Source organism: Marinomonas vaga (genome assembly GCF_055388305.1).
Genome location: NZ_AP043903.1, coordinates 776,111 through 793,739, shown reverse-complemented (window position 1 = coordinate 793,739; position 17,629 = coordinate 776,111). Strand labels below are relative to the sequence as shown.

The 17,629-nt window shown below is 48.0% G+C and carries 19 protein-coding genes; 10 read left to right on the top strand and 9 right to left on the bottom strand.

Features of this window, described 5'->3' with window-relative positions; translation table 11 throughout:
• Positions 1-2 precede the first annotated feature (2 nt).
• The 5 genes from ACZ5DR_RS03660 to ACZ5DR_RS03640 all read right to left on the bottom strand — a co-directional run bounded on the left by ACZ5DR_RS03660 (position 3) and on the right by ACZ5DR_RS03640 (position 3,613).
• A complete protein-coding gene (locus tag ACZ5DR_RS03660; RefSeq protein WP_377370076.1) occupies positions 3-608 on the bottom strand; it encodes a hypothetical protein in 606 nt (201 codons plus the stop codon).
• Positions 599-2,323, bottom strand: a complete 1,725-nt coding sequence (locus tag ACZ5DR_RS03655; protein ID WP_377370078.1) for a replication endonuclease — start codon at positions 2,321-2,323, stop codon at positions 599-601. Before ACZ5DR_RS03655 ends, ACZ5DR_RS03660 begins: the two co-directional genes overlap by 10 nt.
• Positions 2,316-2,870 carry a hypothetical protein gene (locus tag ACZ5DR_RS03650; protein ID WP_377370080.1) on the bottom strand — a complete coding sequence of 185 codons (555 nt, stop codon included), beginning with the start codon at positions 2,868-2,870 and terminating at the stop codon, positions 2,316-2,318. The genes ACZ5DR_RS03655 and ACZ5DR_RS03650 overlap by 8 nt, the downstream gene beginning before the upstream one ends.
• Before the next feature lie 215 nt (positions 2,871-3,085).
• Positions 3,086-3,355 (bottom strand): DUF3850 domain-containing protein, encoded by a 270-nt coding sequence (locus tag ACZ5DR_RS03645; RefSeq protein ID WP_377370082.1) that lies wholly within the window; start codon positions 3,353-3,355, stop codon positions 3,086-3,088.
• A gap of 12 nt (positions 3,356-3,367) precedes the next feature.
• Positions 3,368-3,613 (bottom strand): hypothetical protein, encoded by a 246-nt coding sequence (locus ACZ5DR_RS03640; RefSeq protein WP_464543860.1) that lies wholly within the window; start codon positions 3,611-3,613, stop codon positions 3,368-3,370.
• Positions 3,614-3,749: 136 nt separating this feature from the next.
• Here ACZ5DR_RS03640 and ACZ5DR_RS03635 point away from each other — a divergent pair, with 136 nt between their 5' ends.
• Both ACZ5DR_RS03635 and ACZ5DR_RS03630 read left to right on the top strand, forming a co-directional pair.
• Positions 3,750-4,388, top strand: a complete 639-nt coding sequence (locus ACZ5DR_RS03635; protein WP_464543858.1) for a LexA family transcriptional regulator — start codon at positions 3,750-3,752, stop codon at positions 4,386-4,388.
• A gap of 8 nt (positions 4,389-4,396) precedes the next feature.
• Positions 4,397-5,407, top strand: coding sequence for a phage integrase (locus ACZ5DR_RS03630; RefSeq protein WP_464543857.1), 1,011 nt, complete (start codon positions 4,397-4,399; stop codon positions 5,405-5,407).
• Between the two features lie 93 nt (positions 5,408-5,500).
• Here the strand turns inward: ACZ5DR_RS03630 and ACZ5DR_RS03625 are convergent, their stop codons facing one another.
• Complete coding sequence (locus ACZ5DR_RS03625; RefSeq protein WP_377365833.1) at positions 5,501-6,592, bottom strand: endonuclease/exonuclease/phosphatase family protein; 1,092 nt, start codon at positions 6,590-6,592, stop codon at positions 5,501-5,503.
• A gap of 246 nt (positions 6,593-6,838) precedes the next feature.
• Between ACZ5DR_RS03625 and ACZ5DR_RS03620 the strand changes: the two genes are divergently transcribed.
• From ACZ5DR_RS03620 to ACZ5DR_RS03590, 7 genes are all read left to right on the top strand, one after another.
• Entirely contained in the window at positions 6,839-8,149 is a 1,311-nt protein-coding gene (locus ACZ5DR_RS03620) for a methyl-accepting chemotaxis protein (protein WP_377365834.1), read from the top strand.
• Between the two features lie 152 nt (positions 8,150-8,301).
• Positions 8,302-9,444 (top strand): methyl-accepting chemotaxis protein, encoded by a 1,143-nt coding sequence (locus ACZ5DR_RS03615; RefSeq protein WP_377365835.1) that lies wholly within the window; start codon positions 8,302-8,304, stop codon positions 9,442-9,444.
• Entirely contained in the window at positions 9,441-10,298 is an 858-nt protein-coding gene (locus tag ACZ5DR_RS03610) for a nitrate- and nitrite sensing domain-containing protein (protein WP_377365836.1), read from the top strand. Before ACZ5DR_RS03615 ends, ACZ5DR_RS03610 begins: the two co-directional genes overlap by 4 nt.
• A gap of 258 nt (positions 10,299-10,556) precedes the next feature.
• Entirely contained in the window at positions 10,557-10,868 is a 312-nt protein-coding gene (locus tag ACZ5DR_RS03605; RefSeq protein WP_377365837.1) for a 4a-hydroxytetrahydrobiopterin dehydratase, read from the top strand.
• A 50-nt stretch (positions 10,869-10,918) separates the two neighbouring features.
• Positions 10,919-11,569 carry a glutaredoxin 2 gene (gene grxB / locus ACZ5DR_RS03600; protein WP_377365838.1) on the top strand — a complete coding sequence of 217 codons (651 nt, stop codon included), beginning with the start codon at positions 10,919-10,921 and terminating at the stop codon, positions 11,567-11,569.
• 183 nt (positions 11,570-11,752) lie between these two features.
• The gene (locus tag ACZ5DR_RS03595) at positions 11,753-12,835 is read left to right on the top strand and encodes a CobW family GTP-binding protein (protein WP_377365839.1); all 1,083 of its coding nucleotides are present in this window, start codon (positions 11,753-11,755) and stop codon (positions 12,833-12,835) included.
• A gap of 47 nt (positions 12,836-12,882) precedes the next feature.
• Positions 12,883-14,049, top strand: a complete 1,167-nt coding sequence (locus tag ACZ5DR_RS03590; protein WP_377365840.1) for an aldose 1-epimerase family protein — start codon at positions 12,883-12,885, stop codon at positions 14,047-14,049.
• A 36-nt stretch (positions 14,050-14,085) separates the two neighbouring features.
• Here ACZ5DR_RS03590 and ACZ5DR_RS03585 read toward each other — a convergent pair whose 3' ends face one another.
• A complete protein-coding gene (locus ACZ5DR_RS03585; protein WP_377365841.1) occupies positions 14,086-14,577 on the bottom strand; it encodes a hypothetical protein in 492 nt (163 codons plus the stop codon).
• A gap of 258 nt (positions 14,578-14,835) precedes the next feature.
• Here ACZ5DR_RS03585 and ACZ5DR_RS03580 point away from each other — a divergent pair, with 258 nt between their 5' ends.
• Positions 14,836-15,648: an arylamine N-acetyltransferase family protein gene (locus ACZ5DR_RS03580; RefSeq protein ID WP_377365842.1), complete on the top strand. Its 813-nt coding sequence runs from the start codon at positions 14,836-14,838 to the stop codon at positions 15,646-15,648.
• 45 nt (positions 15,649-15,693) lie between these two features.
• Here the strand turns inward: ACZ5DR_RS03580 and ACZ5DR_RS03575 are convergent, their stop codons facing one another.
• Both ACZ5DR_RS03575 and ACZ5DR_RS03570 read right to left on the bottom strand, forming a co-directional pair.
• Entirely contained in the window at positions 15,694-16,566 is an 873-nt protein-coding gene (locus tag ACZ5DR_RS03575) for a dioxygenase family protein (RefSeq protein ID WP_377365843.1), read from the bottom strand.
• Positions 16,567-16,734: 168 nt separating this feature from the next.
• Positions 16,735-17,340, bottom strand: coding sequence for a transposase (locus ACZ5DR_RS03570; protein WP_377365844.1), 606 nt, complete (start codon positions 17,338-17,340; stop codon positions 16,735-16,737).
• Positions 17,341-17,629 lie beyond the last annotated feature (289 nt).

The following is a 17,629-nucleotide window of genomic DNA, read 5'->3' as shown; positions in this document are numbered from 1 at the left end:
CTTTAGTGGTTTTCATGTTCCCGCCGGTCGCAACGACCAGCCAATTCAACGAGCCACCGGGCTAAATCTGGTGGTGTATGCTCGCGCTCTGCTTTGGTGATTTCAGGACGCCACCCCAAATCGCCTTTGTGTAATCTGGTTCCATCACTTCGCCGCCCAGGAGAACCGCAAATATATTGCGCCTCGCCCAGGAGCATCGGCAGTTCAGGAATATCTTTCGGTTCGCATCCAACTATGTATAAAAGGGTCGCTTTTTCAGCTTTATGCCCCCACCAAGATTGAAAAATGGGTAACGTCCATCCCCCGAATTGATCCCTTACGCCTGGAAGGGGTAGCCCCGCCGCCGGCCAAAGAGTTGATTTCTTCGGGTGCTCCAAAACACCGCCATTTCTACGGACTGCATCAACGGCAAAGTAAGCTAATTCCTTTTCGCCTGGATACGGGTTTGCAAGTTTGCGTAACTGCCCCCATGCCCTGCATGGTGGGTGAGCAATCACAGGGGAATTACCATCAAATTTTGTTGCATCCCTTTCCTTGTCCCACACATCACACCCATTAATTGTTTTGTAAAAGCTGTCAGACCTGGCAAATAACACCGCTACTGCCATAAATAACCCTCCCGCCGGTCGAAGAGTTGGGCGGCTTCGCCCCCCGTACAGTTATTGACACGAGTCCAAGGGACGACTTCGTCGTCCTCTAAAACCTGAGCCCCGACCTTTTGCACTGTCCACTCATACAAACGAGTGACGGCAACCTCTAAACCGCGGGCAACGCCCATGATTGAGGTGACCATTTCACCGAATTGGTTTTCTTCGGGTTCTGAGTAGTGAGGTTTTAAGGTCTGATTGCGGCCAGCGAATACGCCGCCCATTAATTTAGTGAACGCCATCCAGTCCCCACGGTTTGCAGCGTGGTAAATGTCAGTACATAGAGCAGGGGCGTTTTCAACTGAGAAGCGGCGAAGCTCACGCCATACCGTGACCGATACCCCGCCGAAAAATTGAAACTGTCTGATACCGTGACGGCGTGACCAGGCGGTGATACGTTCCGCCGCCTCAGTGCCGCTTTTACCTGTTTCTAGGTCGGTGTCGATGTGTTTACCGTCAATGTTCTTAGAAATGTATTTAGCCACGTAGCCCGAAGCCGTCCCTTTTGCTGGGTCGATACGGACAACTTTCACACGTTGTTTCTTAGCGCCTAGCTCGTTCCCGTCTTCCATCAAGCCGTAAAGCGTGAAGGCATCAATCACCGCTTTGGTGTGTTGCTTATCGCAAAACAGCATCATGTGCCAATGTGGGCAACCATCATGGTTAGGCTCTACCGTGCGGATACCATAGACAGGTAAGCCGTTGCGTTTTAGAAAGGCGCGGATTCTTGCCCATGTATCACATAGGTATTTTTGACCGTCTCGAACCGTTGGGCGGTTTGCTCGGTCGAACTTCTTGTTTCGTTTTCCGTTGATCTTTACGGCGTGGTACTTAGACGGGCAAGTTAATGTAATGAACAGGCCGTCATGGTTTAGCTCTGTGGCCAACTCTTCCGTACCACGAATACGAGTCATCAACTCATTACGGCGGTTCACTGGATTTGAAACGCCACGATCGGACAATTCAGCCAAAGTAAAAGATTGGTTGTATTGATTCACCGCTTCCCAGCTTTCTAGGAATGAGCGGTTAGATTGTTGTTGCTTACGAAACTTGTTTAGCGACCAACTAGAAACATAAGGTGAGCCCTGTTTGCATACTTGGCCACACTCACGAAGCACATTCTCAACAATACGAAATTGTTTCTTAGCGTTACGAATCCACCACTCTGGCAAGATCATACGAGCGGCCATAGCCGCGACTTTGTCGCCGTCTTCCCAATCGGTAAACGTAACGCCAGCAACTAAGAGGCTTTCGGCCATGTATCGGCGCGCATAGGCCGCACCGCTTTCCATCGCCTCGCGGGTTAAATCCACCTCAAAGCGGCGGCTTTTTTCTTCTGCCCATTTCGCCAGCTCTTCACCGTTTAGATCGGTTATAAGTCGGTCAATGTAACGTAGACGTTGAACGACACCGCGCAACCACTCAAGGGCGGCATTTTGCCCCATTTGTTCCGCCAGTCTGTCAGCTTCTTTCTCTACTGCGGGGCGCATAATCGAAACACGGTTAAGCAACTGCAGTCGTTCAATAACGCTACGTAGCCACGTATTAGCGGCAACATACCCCTCAGACTGGTCTAACTCGTCAAGACGCTGGCGCAATTCGGCGGCGTCTTCACGGCTTACATCAGATAAGAGTTCATTACGCCATTCAATACAGTGCAGAGTAGGGTTAAACACGCTCCACCCCCTTAACACGTTGAACAGCATTAACAGCTGATTGATAGATGCCGCAACCGTCAGACATTCCTGCGAAATGTTGAAGCAACTGGAGTTTTTCAGCCAAGGCAATAGCAGTGCTGTTACACGTCCACGACTGGGTAAGGTATGAACCTAAAACATCGTTCATCACGCCTTCATCTAGCAACAAGAAGCGATTTAAACGACCCTCGATAGCAGCGGTCACCATGTTGTTCAGCATTTCCAATTCCCAGCGGGTTAACGGTGCGTTTAGCTGTGCACCGATTTCGCCTAGTTCATAATGGTGTTGGGTAAGTGAGCTGGTTTTAAATGACGGCTGTCTTTGAATTTTGCTAATGGTTTGCTCAGGGTCCCAAACGGTAATAAACGTCCAACCCGCCACTTCACCACGGTCAATTTCGTGGCATACGTACATTTTTCGCCAGTGGTTACCGATCAACCGCGCAACGTTGATTTCAGACGCTGAAAAACTGAATAAAAGGCAATTCACTTTGTCTAGGGCGTTGGGTCTTGGCTGGTTTGACATTGATTACTTCTCTCTTGGGTTGCATGGCGTGGTAACTGGTAGCGATTTTTTTAAGGACTGGATCAGGCGGAAAAAGCAACATCCACGCTAGGAGCTGCTTTCGTTGTTCCTCTAATGGGGTCATGCTTCCTCCTTGCTGACGTGGCGATAAGCAAGCAACGCAACGGCACTAAACACCGCGCCCCAACCAAACCCAATGACAAAGAATTCCATTTTTAAGCCACCTCTTTAGATAACCCTGTGAACTCAAAACCGAATACAACGTGGTTTTCTTGTTGAGCCCAGCTAGTTAGGTAAGTGATTTCCACCAGACAAGAGCGGCCTGTGTAGCCATCGCCCAAATGATCAAACTCTTGCAAACAGACCAATTGACCAACAGCAAAGCCGCGATCATCTTCACGGATTTCAAAGCACTTACGGCCATCAATGACAGCGCGGTAAAACTCAGGCCAAATTTTTAGTTGGTGGTAAGGAGGTTTAATCATGTGAATCCCTCCTTAGTAAGGCTGTGCTTCGGCGGTTTTCTTCATTTCCGCCAAAACGTTGACGAAAATCGTGCCGCCTTCAATTGGCTGATAACGAGCAATCGTGCCTTCGTTCAGGCGTAGGCGAACGGCTTCTTTCGATAGTCCCGTGTGTTCAGCCCATTGCGCTTGCGTCATATAAGGAGCGGTAACTACCAACGGCATACCGCCAATAATTGCCGCGTTATGTGGTTTAGTGTCTTTTGCTGGTCTTGCCATTGGTCTAAACTCCATTATTCGAATCAAATATACGAGATTGAGTGTCTTATAGTGTCTCAATTGAGTGAATCCTATATCTCAGTTGAGTCTATGTAAAGTCTCTTTTGAGTCATTTTTAATTAATGGAAGAACGCTTATGAATACCAAAGAAGTACTGGATAGACTTAAACAGGCTAATAAAGTAAGTACAAACAAGGAGTTAGCTGGCGCTTTAGATGTTAGCCCCAGCAATATTTCAACGTGGATACAAAGAAGCTCAATCCCATATAAAGAGATTTGCGAAACCTCAATTTCGACAGGTTTTAGTGTTGCTTGGCTTTTAACTGGTGAAGGTGACCAAAGAGACAAGGCCTCAGATTATGTAAACGTTCCTGAATATAAGATCGAAGCCAGCGCAGGGCATGGAGCGCTAGTCGAAGATGAAACGCCAAGCCAGTACATAGCCATTAAGAAAGCCAACTTAGCGGCGGCGGGTGTAAACACCAGTAACCTAATGATCATTTACGCCCGTGGTGATTCCATGGAGCCCACTTTCAACAGCGGTGATCCGCTATTCATTGACCGTACTTTCCACACGGTAGCCCCAGAGGGTGGGATTTACGTTTTCAACTACAACGGGGAATTGTTCGTTAAACGCCTGCAATTGGCCTTTACTGGTGACTTGCTGGTGATCTCTGATAACGACAAATACCCAAACATGACGATACCGAAAGCAGAACTAGGCGGCTTAAAAGTGGTTGGCCGTGTCGCTGTTTACGGCCGCATTTGTGCGTAGGGGGATTTATGGCAGTCAGCAAAGTAAAGGACGGCTGGAAAGTCGATTTCCGTGTGGGTGGCAAGCAGGGCAAACGCTACCGCAAAACTTGTAAAACTAAGAATGAAGCGGAACGTTATCAAAAGTTTGTAGAGGCGCAATTTATCGCTGAGGGTAAGCCGTGGAACGAAAAGCCTAAAGACCCACGCCTACTGTCTGACCTGGTAGAACTGTGGTCCAAACACTTTGGCGTTAAGCTCAAAAAGCACCATGCTAGGCGGTTAAAACTGGATCAAATCGTTTTAGCCCTTGGCGATCCGATAGCCGCGCAACTCACCCCAAAGCAGTGGAATGAATATTTAAGTTCTCGAATCGCCAATGGACGCAAAACCGCGACCATCAATGAATCCATAGCATTCTTGAATGCTGTCTATAACGGCCTGTATAAAATTGGCGAGGTTGACTTTGAAAACCCGATCAAGTCAGTACCTAAGCTACGCATCCGACAGACAGAAATGAGCTTTTTATCACTTGAGCAAATAGATAGCCTTTTGGCTGTTATGGATGGTGAATGCAGACTAATTACCGAAGTCTGTTTAAGCACTGGCGCACGTTGGAACGAAGCAAACGGATTGACCCGTAGCCGTGTCCAAAACTCAAAAGTTACATTCTCTGATACTAAGGGCGGCAAAAATCGAAGTATTCCAATATCTGATGACCTATTTTTTATGATTCAGGAGCACGCCCAGCAAGTTGGGCGCAACCAGTTATTTTCCCCACAAATGAAACTGTTTTATGAATGCCTAGATCTGGCTGGCATTGAGTTACCAAAGGGACAAAAAACGCATGTTTTGCGTCACACATTCGCAAGCCATTTTATGATTAACGGTGGCAACATACTGTCCCTGCAAAAAATCCTTGGCCACTCTTCTATCAGCATGACCATGAGATATGCCCACCTGTCGCCAAATCATTTAATGGACGCAATTCATTACAACCCTCGTTCTAGTGGACAAAAGGTGGACAGTAAAGCGGCATAAAAACATAAAACTCTTTATTATCAGTGGTTTGTGTTTATTAAAAAACTACCTTAGGGTGGCTTTTTCAATGGTTATGTTTTCAGGCGATATCTTCTACGAGCGCTGCCCCGGCTCAGGTACATCGTCCTTGGTGACGCCCTCTTCTTTAGTGATGTCTTTAGCCAGTTCTTTATCTTCTTTTGTGCATTCCACGGCTTCTTGGTCTGAACCTTTCTCAGGTGTTAGAGCCAGCTGTGTCAGTAACGGGAAATGGTCTGAGCCAATGGAGGGCATTCGTTCCATGTGGCTCAAGGTAAAGTGAGAACTATGGAACACGTGATCAAGGGGCCAGCGTAGAAATGGATAACCTGCATGGAAGGTACAAAAGATTCCCCGGCCAATACGTGGGTCTAACAGGCCACTGATCTTGCGGAATAGCCGAGTAGTGGTCGACCAAGCCACATCGTTGAGGTCCCCCGTCACAATCACAGGCATGGTGCTTTCTGCAACGCTCTTTCCGACAATGGTAATTTCCGCATCCCGCTCTTTGGATTCGGTGTTTTCCGTAGGACTGGGTGGCGCAGGATGGAGGAAGTGCACGCGAATGACGCGACCATTATCCAGGGTTAGAGTGGTGTGCACCGAGGGAATGTCGTCTTCTACCAGGTAGCAGAGTTCTGTATCTCCCATTGGAAAACGGGAATATACATGCATGCCGTAAAGGTTATCCAGAGGGCATTTCACCGTATGGGGTAGTTGCTCTTCTATCTCCTTAAGTTGATCCTCCCACCATTGATCCGACTCCAGTGTTACCAGTACATCGGGGCGGTGCTCTTTGACTAAGTTCACCAGCTTGTAAGCGTCACGATTCGGTGTCAGTACATTGGAGGTTAAAATGGTGATTAGGCTGTCTTTTGGCGGCTGATGTGCCGCTTTCACTTCCTTGGGCAATAGGGGCGTGTAAGGCAAAACCCACCAGAGTTGAATCCCTAGGGCAACCAGTGTCGGCAGGATCAGCCCCCAAGTTGATGCTTGATCCATGGGCAGTAACGCCACTTGAGAGACGAGCAAGAGCAACGCCAATAGCGCAAATTGCAAACGTGGAAAGTCGCAACTACGTACGATCCAGTGTGTTATTCGACACATGGGTAATAGGGTGATTACACAAATAAAAGCCGTAAAACCAGCGACAATCGAATAGGTCATAGGGGGTTCGCTACCTAGCATCCATATTAGTGACTTATAACGCTAACACGCCGTTGACGAAAAACCAGCGCTTTGCACAAAAGAGCATCATTCCACCAAACTTATCCCCAAAAGCTCCGTAATCCGAAACAAAGGTGCCTAGATTGAAACCATAATGATTAATAAATAGAACAAATTATTACGACTCAGACTGATCCAGTCGTCTAATCTATAAACATTAACGTTTCCTTAAGGCGAGGGCTCGACATGCTATTTTCCTTTAAAAAACACCAAATATTGCAGGACGCAGCCGATACCTCTGAGCAAGGAAGCCTTATTGATTCTCTAAACGAGCATTGCGCCACTATTTGCTTTACACCGGAAGGCGAAATTCTGGAAGCAAACCAGCATTTTTTAGAGGCAACCGGCTATTCCCTGGACGAAATCATTGGTCGTCACCACCGTATTTTCTGTGATCAAGACGAGGTGAATTCTATTGCCTATGCCTCGTTTTGGCAGAAGCTGGCGTCAGGTGAAAGCCATAAAGGACAATTTTTACGTCGTCGTAAAGACGGCAGTATCTTGTGGATCGAAGCTACCTACTTCCCTGTAAAACACCAAGGCAAAGTGATTAAAGTCTATAAAATCGCGGCAGATATCACGGCGGAGAAAATTCGTTGCCAAGCTCAAGATGCATTACTGGAAGCCATAGATCGCTCCAATGCCATTATCGAGTTTCAGCCAGATGGCACGATTATTACGGCAAATAATAATTTCGTGCAGGCCTTGGGATACAAGTCGTTAGCGGACATTCAAGGGCGTCACCATCGTATGTTTTGTTTTGACGATTTCTACGAGGAACAACCGAATTTTTGGCAGGAGCTGGCTCAAGGCCAAGCTAAAACAGGCTTATTTCGTCGGATGCGTCGAGATGGCTCTGCAGTATGGATCGAAGCCTCCTATAACCCAGTGATCTCCACTAAAGGTGAAGTATTACGTGTGGTAAAAGTCGCGGCTGATGTCACCGAGCGTATTGAGCGTTCACAAAAGATCCAACACGCGGCAGAAGTAGCCCACAGCACCTCTGTGGAAACTGCCCAAGTGTCGGAGCGTGGTGCGGTGTTGTTGAAACAAACCGTGAGTAACACGGAAAACATCACTACAGACATTAATGCTTCAGCGCATCTTGTAGAGGATTTGAATCACCAGTCTGAAGAAATCGACAAAATCGTCAGCACCATTGGTGCCATTGCTGATCAGACGAACTTGCTGGCACTGAATGCAGCCATTGAAGCAGCCCGAGCTGGAGAGCATGGTCGAGGCTTTGCGGTGGTTGCTGATGAAGTACGTACCTTGGCGGCGAGAACCAGCAAATCCACGGAAGAGATCAGCTTGATGGTCAATAAAAACACCCAGCTGGTGGCCAACACCAAAGCCAGCATGTCCAAAGTCACTGAACGAGCCAGTGATAACCTAGGACGAATTCAAGAGGCCGCGGCCATTATTGATGAAATCTTAAAAGGAGCCGAACATGTGTCGGTTGTGGTGGGTGAGCTGGTGGATACCTCGGATGCGTAACAAAATTATTGCCAATGGCATTAATTTTGCTTAAATTTTAGACAAATATTTCGGCAGGTTATTCCTGCTAGGCAAAGGCGCCTGATTCCGCGACAGACTCTCTGTGGTGGTTCAGGCGCCTTTTTTTTGGTTCTACACTGGAGTGAAGGATTATGAGGTGGCTTACTTACCCCGCATTTCTGTTAATGCGTGCCCTAGGAGTATTGGGCATGCTACGCATTTTGATCGGCATTGCCGTGATCGGTGGTACCACAATACTGTTAGTCCCTGCTTGGCCAGTTCAATGGCTTTGGGCCCTGTTAACGTATTTAGCCGTGGCGAGTTTATGGCTAATGCATCAGGAGCTTGGGCAGTTACAGCGTTACTGTGAGACCGCAGCCCAGCCTGTTCAGCAGGCACCTACTAATGATACTAAGTGGCTTATGCTGCAATCGGTGAACCGAGAGTTTCAGCAATGGCTGAGCCGTGAACATCGTCAGCAACAGTTATTACAACAACGACTGGACGAGATTTCCCATTCGTCCACTGAGTTGCAGCAAAGTGCAGCACTGGTGACGCGTAACGCCCAAGGGCAAAGTGAATCAGCCAGTGTGGCCGCAGCGGCGGTTGAGGAGCTTAATGTCAGCATTGTGGAGGTTGCCGCGTTGGCAGAAGCCTCCCGTCAATCTGGTGTGGTGGCCAGCGAACAGCTCGCCGATGGCATTTTGAAACTCACCAACTTGGTGCAACAAGTTTCGGATATGGCGCAGCAATCAATCAAGACCAATAACTTGATTGTAGAGTTGAATGAGAAATCCCATACGATCAATGAAATGTCTGGGGCAATACGGAGCATTGCGGATCAAACCAACTTGCTAGCGTTGAATGCGGCCATAGAAGCTGCCCGAGCTGGAGAAAGTGGCCGTGGTTTTGCGGTGGTGGCTGACGAAGTACGTCGCTTGGCACAACACAGTTTGGAGTCCGCTGACGAGATCAGTCGCAATATTGAATCCGTGCAGCAGCATATTTCCGATGCCACGGTACAGGTTTCTGACCTTACCGAACTGGCCCATCAAAGTGCGACAAGCTCAAAGACTGTTCGCACCTTATTAAATGAGGTTCAACAACGCACTCAACAGTTGACCGAACAGGTTGACCAAGTGGCCCTCAGCACCGAACAACAAGGACTAGCCGTAGCAGAGATTGCGCAGTTGGCGGACCAAGTTCGTCAAGGCAACAATGACAATCTTAATGCTGCTGATCAGGCACGCACCATTGCCCATCATCTGGCTCATCTTACAGGACAAACCCTATGAGTATTCTCACAGAATTCTATTATCTAATGATTATTGCGGTGGCTTTTGGGCTGTTGTTTTACGGATTGCACCGAAGCCTTCGACGTCAAGATCGACTCCACGCGGAATCTAACCTTCAGCAATTGCTGCTGTTGAGAGCTTTGACCGCAGACTTACAAAAGCATCGAGGTTTAACCAGTGCCGTGTTAAATGGCGATACCAGCATGGCTCAAGATATGGAGAATATCCGCCAGCGGGTTAATCAGCATATTGCCACAGCAGAGTCTTGTAAAAGCACCCACAAAGAGACTTGGTTTGGCATTATTGATCACTGGTCCCGTATGCGTGAAGGGCGCAGTCAGGACCCAGAAAATAACTTGAAACAGCACAATCTGATTATTCGCAACTGTATCTTTTTGATGGAAGACATTGCTTGTGAGGTGGATCTTACCCAAGGCAAAGCAGAATTGGCTTATTTAACGTGCATTTGGCGGGAAGTCATTCCCGCAGCAGAGTGGGCGGGACAAGCTCGGGCACTTGGCGCTAGCATTGCTGCCACAGGCTACAGCAGTCCAGCCCAGCGAGTGCGTTTGCAATTCCTCTATGAAAAGATCGAACAGTTATCGGGCGATGCGTTTCATACTTTGCAGGCCCATTTGGCGGCACACCCTGAAACCACAGGGTTTCAGCTGCAGAAACAGGAAGCAGTGATGGCGGAGTTTCTCACTTGCATTAAATCAGAACTACTGAGTACTGCGTCCCCGGGAATCGATGCCAAAAGCTACTTTAAACGGGCAACAGAATCCATTGATGCATTGTTTGCCTTAGTGGATATCGCCTTACATCAAGTGCAATCCCAAAAGCTAAAGTATTAAAACTCACCTGAATGGATAGGCCGAGCCCCACTCGGCCTATCTATTAGAAACGCCAGTAAGGTTAAACAACCATGAGGTGGATCAAAGGCTTCCAATTCGATGAATTCAACCCTGTGCTAAACTACTTCATGCACCACAAATACATGGCACATTTTCGTTCCCGAGATGCGTTTCTGAGTCACGGGCCCATAACTTAGAGTCAGATGAGACATATCGCTAAAGGGCTCAAGGGAAAACCTTGGGGCTTAAGGAGCTTACATGGCAAATCAAAAACTCTCAGAACAAGAACTTCAAGCCGCCTTTAACAAGCTGAACGCAGAGACCGAGCATAAGTGGGTAATCGAAGCGGGCAAACTGAGCAAAACCTTTACCTTCAAAGACTTTCGTCAGGCGTTTGGTTTTATGACTCAATGTGCCCTCTATGCGGAGAAAAAAGACCATCACCCAGAGTGGTTCAATGTCTATAACAAGGTCAGTGTTCAGCTGATGACACACGATGTTTCTGGCTTATCTCTAAAAGACTTTGATCTTGCAAAACATATGGATGCGGTCGCTGCGAACTGTCAATAAAGCACCCAGTGCGATAGATTGTTAAGTATTGAACATCAAAAGGAGCCCCCATGAATCTGTATCTATACGATCACTGTCCATTCTGTGTGCGAGCTGAAATGGTCGCCAATTACAAACAAGTGAACCAGCAGAACATCTACCTTGCTAACGATGACGAAGAAAGCTGCTATAAGCTGATTGGTGCGAAAGTGCTGCCGATATTAGAGCATCAAGGTGATGCCATGGGCGAGAGCTTGGACATTGCCAAGCGCCTTGATGAGCTAGGCAATCCAGAAAAGATCATTGAAGAGGGCGGTCACGCGAAAGACGTGCTAGAGGTGCTTAATCAGGTGAACTTCTCGATTAATTGCCTGCTATTCCCCCGTAATATCCGCATTGGCTTACCTGAATTCAAAACTCAATCGGCTCAAGATTACTTTGAAGGTAAAAAAGAGAAGATCATTGATATGTCCTTTGCCACCGCCATGGACCAGACCCAGGAACACATAGATAAGGTTGAAAATGCCCTAGGGAAACTGCCGTCCTTGTCTCTCCCTTCAGACCGAGAAAACACCCTGAGCTGGGATGATGTGCTGGTTTACCCCGTGCTACGTAACCTGACCATGGTGGCAAATTTAACCTTCCCTGATTCGGTACAAGCCTACATTGATGAAGTGTCCAAGCTGACTCAAACTCATACCTATTTTGATAAAGCCATCTAATTCCGCCTTAATGACCCTACAGCACAGGCGGCATGCCCATTGTCGTCTGTGAACACTGGATAGGGAATTCCACGAAATTTGCTCCACTGGGGTGGATTAATGCTTAACAGCCCCAATTGTTTGGTTTAAATGGCTGTGTCAGTCCTTTCCATAGCTCCTAAAACACCAGACAAAAGAGTCACTATGAACGAACAATCGAAAGCCATCCCAACCAATATCATTACTGGATTCTTGGGTGTTGGCAAAACCACCACCATTAATGCGCTGCTCGCGAATAAGCCAGAAGGAGAAGTCTGGGCTGTGCTCGTTAATGAATTCGGCCAAGTGGGAATTGACCAAGAAATGATGCCCACCCAAGACGGACTCCATATTAAAGAGCTAGCCGGTGGCTGTATTTGTTGTTCATTGGGGGCGTCTTTGGGACAAACTCTGCGGGCGCTGATTGAACAGGCGAAGCCTGATCGCTTGATCATAGAACCAACGGGTATAGGTCACCCAGAAGGCATTATCGACACTCTCATGGGGCCAAACTTTAAAACGGTGCTCGACCTGCGGGCAACGGTCTGCTTGCTCGATCCACGTTGGTTGGAAGAGGAAGGTGTGATTAATAATGAGATCTTTCATGACCAGCTTAACCTGTCGGATGTGGTCTTGATCAACAAGTGCGATCTTGCAACACCAGAACAGATCGAAGTGGCGGAATCTGGTTTGAACGACATGTTCCCACCGAAGCAATTTATCGGGCGAATAACACAGGGTAATATCGATCCAGCATTGCTTGATCTGGTGCGTAATGGTCAGCTAAAAGCGCAATTTCCAGACGCCCATGCTCATCATGATCATGAACATTCGCACCATGACCACGACCACGACCACAACCACAACCACAACCACAACCACAACCATGACCATCATGATCATTCCCATCACGATCACTCGCACCATGAAGCTCAGCCTGAACCTGGGCAACCGATCCGAAAAACTGGCCATGGTAGCGGCTTGTACAGCTGTGGTTGGATCTTTCACCGGGATGACTGCTTTGACTACTGGGAATTAGAGAAAATTCTAACGGGGCTCAAAGGTGTTAATCGCGTAAAAGGCGTGATTCGTATTGGCACGGCTTGGGTGTTCTTTAATCGTGTTAACGATGAGCATGACTTTGATAAAGTCGCCTACCGACGTGACACACGTATCGAAATCATCAGTCCAACGGACCTTGATTGGCAGCAGATAGAGCAAGAAATGTTGGCCTGCTTGCAGCATTAATGGATGGCGTACAGCCCCTCGCGACAACCTAGTGGAGACGAATTCTGATGGCAAATACAACCGCCACCCTAACCATATTAAGCCAGCGTGACGGCATTGATTTAAGTGACTTCCAGCGTGATGCCAAAGACTTTGGATTACCCGCTGATGTGCCTTTACATGTGGAACAAGTCACCCTAGTGGGCGGTAAGCAACAAGGCTCCCGCCTCATTGCTCTGACCGTGGGGGACATCACTGTGCGAGTGATCCCCACCCGTGGGATGGGGATTTTAGACGCCGTTCGCGGGGATGTTCGATTCGGTTGGGATTCCCCAGTAAAAGAAGTCGTGCACCCTGGCTTTATCAACCAAGAAGCCTCCGGTGGCTGTGGTTGGCTGGATGGCTTTAACGAAATGATGGTGCGTTGCGGTTACCAGTGGGCAGGGCATCCGGGGGAAGACCGTGGTGAATTCTTGACCCTCCATGGTCGTATTCAAAATACCCCAGCAGATGACATTGTATTGGAAGTAGATCAGCAGCCCCCTTATAGGGTGCGATTGCGGGGTCGCGTGGATGAGAAACGCTTTAAATTCACCAATTTTGAATTAGATACCTGTCTAACCCTGACTCCTTCATCGCCTTACATTGAAGTGCAGGACACCCTTACCAACCTGTCTAGCTATGACAACACCTATCAGGGGATATACCACAACAACTTCGGTGCTCCCATTCTTGGGAAAGGGGCGCGTCTACACGTCACAGGTAAAAAAGTTGCGCCGTTCAATGACTACGCTGCAACAGGCTTAGATACTTGGGCGCAGATGTCTGAGCCCACAGCGCAATTTGATGAAATGGTGTTCAACATAGAAAGCTTAGGGGATGAGCACGACATGGCCTATGCCCTGTTAGAAAGTCCTAGCCAAGGTCAAGGCATAGAAGTCGCCTATAAGATGGACACTCTGCCTGTACTGACCATTTGGAAGAACCTAGATACCCCAGAGCAGGGTTATGTGGTCGGCATCGAGCCGGGCACATCCTACGCCTATAATCGCCGACACCAGTGGGATTTGAATTTGGTGCCAACGATCAAGGGAAAAGAAAGTAAACATTTCTATGTGCGCTTTGGTTTGCTGACCAATGCAACAGAAGTGCATGCCTCGAAAGACCAGATCGCAAAGGTTCAAGGCGAAACCCCTTGCGTTGTGGAGACTACCCCCACGGTGCGTTTGGACTAAGCACCAGCCTTCATCTGTATAAATTTAAGCTTCGTCTTACAAAGCCACGTCACAGACGGCCCAATCGCTGCCGTCTGTCCAGACGTTGCCTTCCTGCTCTGTCAGCTCGGGGTGATTGGCAGTGTCGCTAAAAAACGCCCCATTCGTGGCTGACATAGCGCGGCCTTGCACGGCCACCTGAATGCGGTCTGGCTCAACCTGTTTTACGACCCCGACACTGTTTTGCCAAGTACACACAGTCGTGCCGACAGACTTATCCAAAGCAAGGCGCTGCTCAAACGTCGCCTCACGTTGTTGAATCTCTTGCTCTGTGGCGGCTTGCTCTTGCTTGGCTTCCTGCTCATCGGCCTTAATCTGTGCTAGCACGCCTTCGTCTGACGAACTAGCGTCTTTCAACGGCGCAGCTTGCACCTCACTAGACTTGGCTGGTTCTGCTTGGGTGCCACCATTCAGTGGTTGGCTCGGATTTGCATTACAGGCCACCAGTAGCAGAGGCAAAATCAACAGACTTAAGATACGTACAAGCATGGGGGCTTCCTTTTATGTGTTTCATATCCTTAAAGCCTAGCACCACCCCCCATCAGCACTCTTTAAATAGTGCGCAGATAAGATCCAATAAAGGGGGAGGTTGGGGAACAAAGGTAAGTTGAGAAGGGCTAAATGATGATTTCCCCATCAACCAATGCTTTGAAACGTTTTATTAGATGCCATTTATTGGCCTGTAATTGTGAAACCGAAGCAAACTGTTAAAGTGCTCTTTTTAATCATAGGAATCAGGTATTAGACATGATCCACCTGCAAGACTACTTCGCCCGTATCCAATATCAAGGGCCAGAAACACCAGAGCTTTCGACTCTAAAAGCCATTCACGCTCTGCATCCAAAGCACATTCCCTTTGAAAATATTGACGTCTTACTTGATCGTGGTATCCGTCTGGATTTAGACAGCATCCAACAAAAACTCATCGGCGATCGTCGCGGTGGATACTGTTTTGAGCACAATGCGCTATTTATGCAAGCCCTTAAACAACTGGGGTTTGAAGTGGAATCCCTAATGGCGCGCAACGTTTGGCGACAACCCGAAAATGCACCATTTGGCCCAAGAACCCATCAGGTGCTCAGAGTTCGTATCGAAGGGGAATGGTGGCTAGCCGATGTGGGCTTTGGTGGTCTCGTGCTGACTGATCCCTTGCGATTGGGGACCAGTGAGGCGCAACAGGGACAACACGAAGCGTTTCGTATTCTCCCACAAGACCACGGCTGGATGTTGCAGGTGAGCGTACAGGATCAATGGGAAGACCTTTACGATATTGCCAGCCAACCACTTGAGCCGATCGATATGGAAGTGGCTAACTGGTTTACCTCGGCCAGCCCCAACTCTAAATTTCGCCATAACCTAATGATGGCACGGGCAATACCGGACACTCGCTATGCACTATTGAACAATCGCCTAACCGTCCGCCCTCGCAACGGCGCAGTGGAGCAGCGAGAGCTAAACGCAGAGCAGTTAGCCGATGCGTTAGAGGAATGTTTTGCGCTGAAGGTCGAAAGTGAGTGGATGCCACTGCTAGAAAAGATTGTTGAAAAAGCTAAGTCGTAAACGCGTTAATCAAGGGGGCGCACTGGTCTGCAGCCCCCTTTGAGCTTAACTGATTTGAATGGAACCGTAAGAAAGAAGAGTGCCGTCATCATTTAAGCGAGTGGTTAACATAAATGCCTCAAAACCACTTCTTGGGAAGACGGTATCTCGGCCACTAGAGAGCGGTGTGCCCTGTTCGCCACGGGCCATGTAATTTGGGTGTTGTGTGCAAATCTCTTTTGCTAGACCGTCTTGGAAGCAAAACTGAGACGTTACGCTCGCATTACCATTTGAATCCGTCACACTGAAGTGAATGTGGATGGTGCGGCCTTGATACCAGCCTGGGAAACACGTCTTAAAATTGACTCGGCCATCTGAGTCAGTCATCAGCTGTCCACGGAACCATGTGGAGGATAACGCGGACTCTTTGTCCCCTGAACAGAAACCTTCATTAAAGCGACGAGAATATTCGCTGTTGCTGGTGTCAGCAGAGTAAATGCCTTCTGAATCACAGTGCCAGACTTCGATCTTATGATTGGCCAAAGGCTGACAATTCTCATCGATTAATTGCAGGCAGAGCTGCATCGGCAACCCTTCACGACCCTCGGAGATGTCTTCCCCCGTACTGTCCTGAAAATAACAAGGGCCTTCCGTCGTTCGTTCCGTCAGTGCGATACTACAAGTGCGACCCGTTTCAAAAATGGACGTGGGAGGATAAGCGCTTGTAATCAAATCGGTACCACCCACAGCCCAAGGACCAGAGTAAGTTCCTTGAGACACAGTGGACGCTGCCACAGCACCATCTTTCATAACACCGGTGCGATCGCACCCAGCTAAAGCGAACGCCGACATAAAGGGCAAAGCCCCTAGGGATTTAACCACCGTGCGGCGGGTATAGCTGTCACTGACAGCCGAATGAAGAGATTTTAATTTAGTCATGAGGGGAAAAAGCTCCATTTGCTTGAACAACCTATTTTAGCAGCTAGGCCAGCACTGTCAGGCATGTGTTATGTAAACAAATAGCATCAAAGGGGTCAGATCTCTTTCATATCAAGACTTGGTGATAGTCTCAATTGAGCTAGATGTATAAGGGATCTGACCCCGAAGCTAAGTCAGCGATCTGCCTGTTTGCCAAGCATTTCGAATAGTATTGATCTCTTGTGTGTTTTGCTGCTGCTCAAACATAGACAAATAGTTACTGCTTAGTGTGACAGTATCTGAACCAGGTGCATTAAAAACAGGATGAGGCGTAATAAAAGACAGTGGCTTTAAGCCGCTATTATGTTGAAAGCTAGACCAACGATAGTGGGCGGCTTGCTCCACCATATTAGCCCTTACAGGATTTAATTCGATATAACGCATTACTGCCAGAAAATAGTGTTCTGATTGCACTAGGTTGCTTTTATAGCGACCTTCCCAGATAGAACCGCTGCGGCCATATTTATGGTTTATGAAAGGAACGTAGCGGCGTCCTATGTGCTGCATAAACTTGCCTACATTTTCAGGATTCTTAGCCGTTAGCAGGATATGAATGTGATTAGTCATCAAGACAAATGCATGGATGGCAATGTCATAAACCACAGCGGCTTCCTTCATCCAACTTGCATAGGCTTTGTAATCCTCATTCTCGAAGAAAACAGCTTTATGTGAAGCACCACGCTGAACGATATGGACGGGTACATTTGGTAGTAATGCACGAGGTCTTCTTGGCATCTTTTCCTCCGTGAATAGAAACCAAAGTGTTTTAGGAAAAGGGGTCAGATCCCTTTCACGCAAAGGCTAAGTTTTAGTCTCAACCAAATTGGTGTATAAGGGATCTGACCCCTGATAGTAAGTTCGTTAATAATAGACGAGGCTTAATGCGCCTCGTCCCAGTTATTTCCAACCCCTGTTTCCACAAGCAATAGTACGTCGATCTCGCTGCTGATTTGCATGATTTCTACGATTTTGGCTTGTGCAGAATAGAAAGGGGTCAGATCCCTTTCACGTAAAGGCTAAGTGT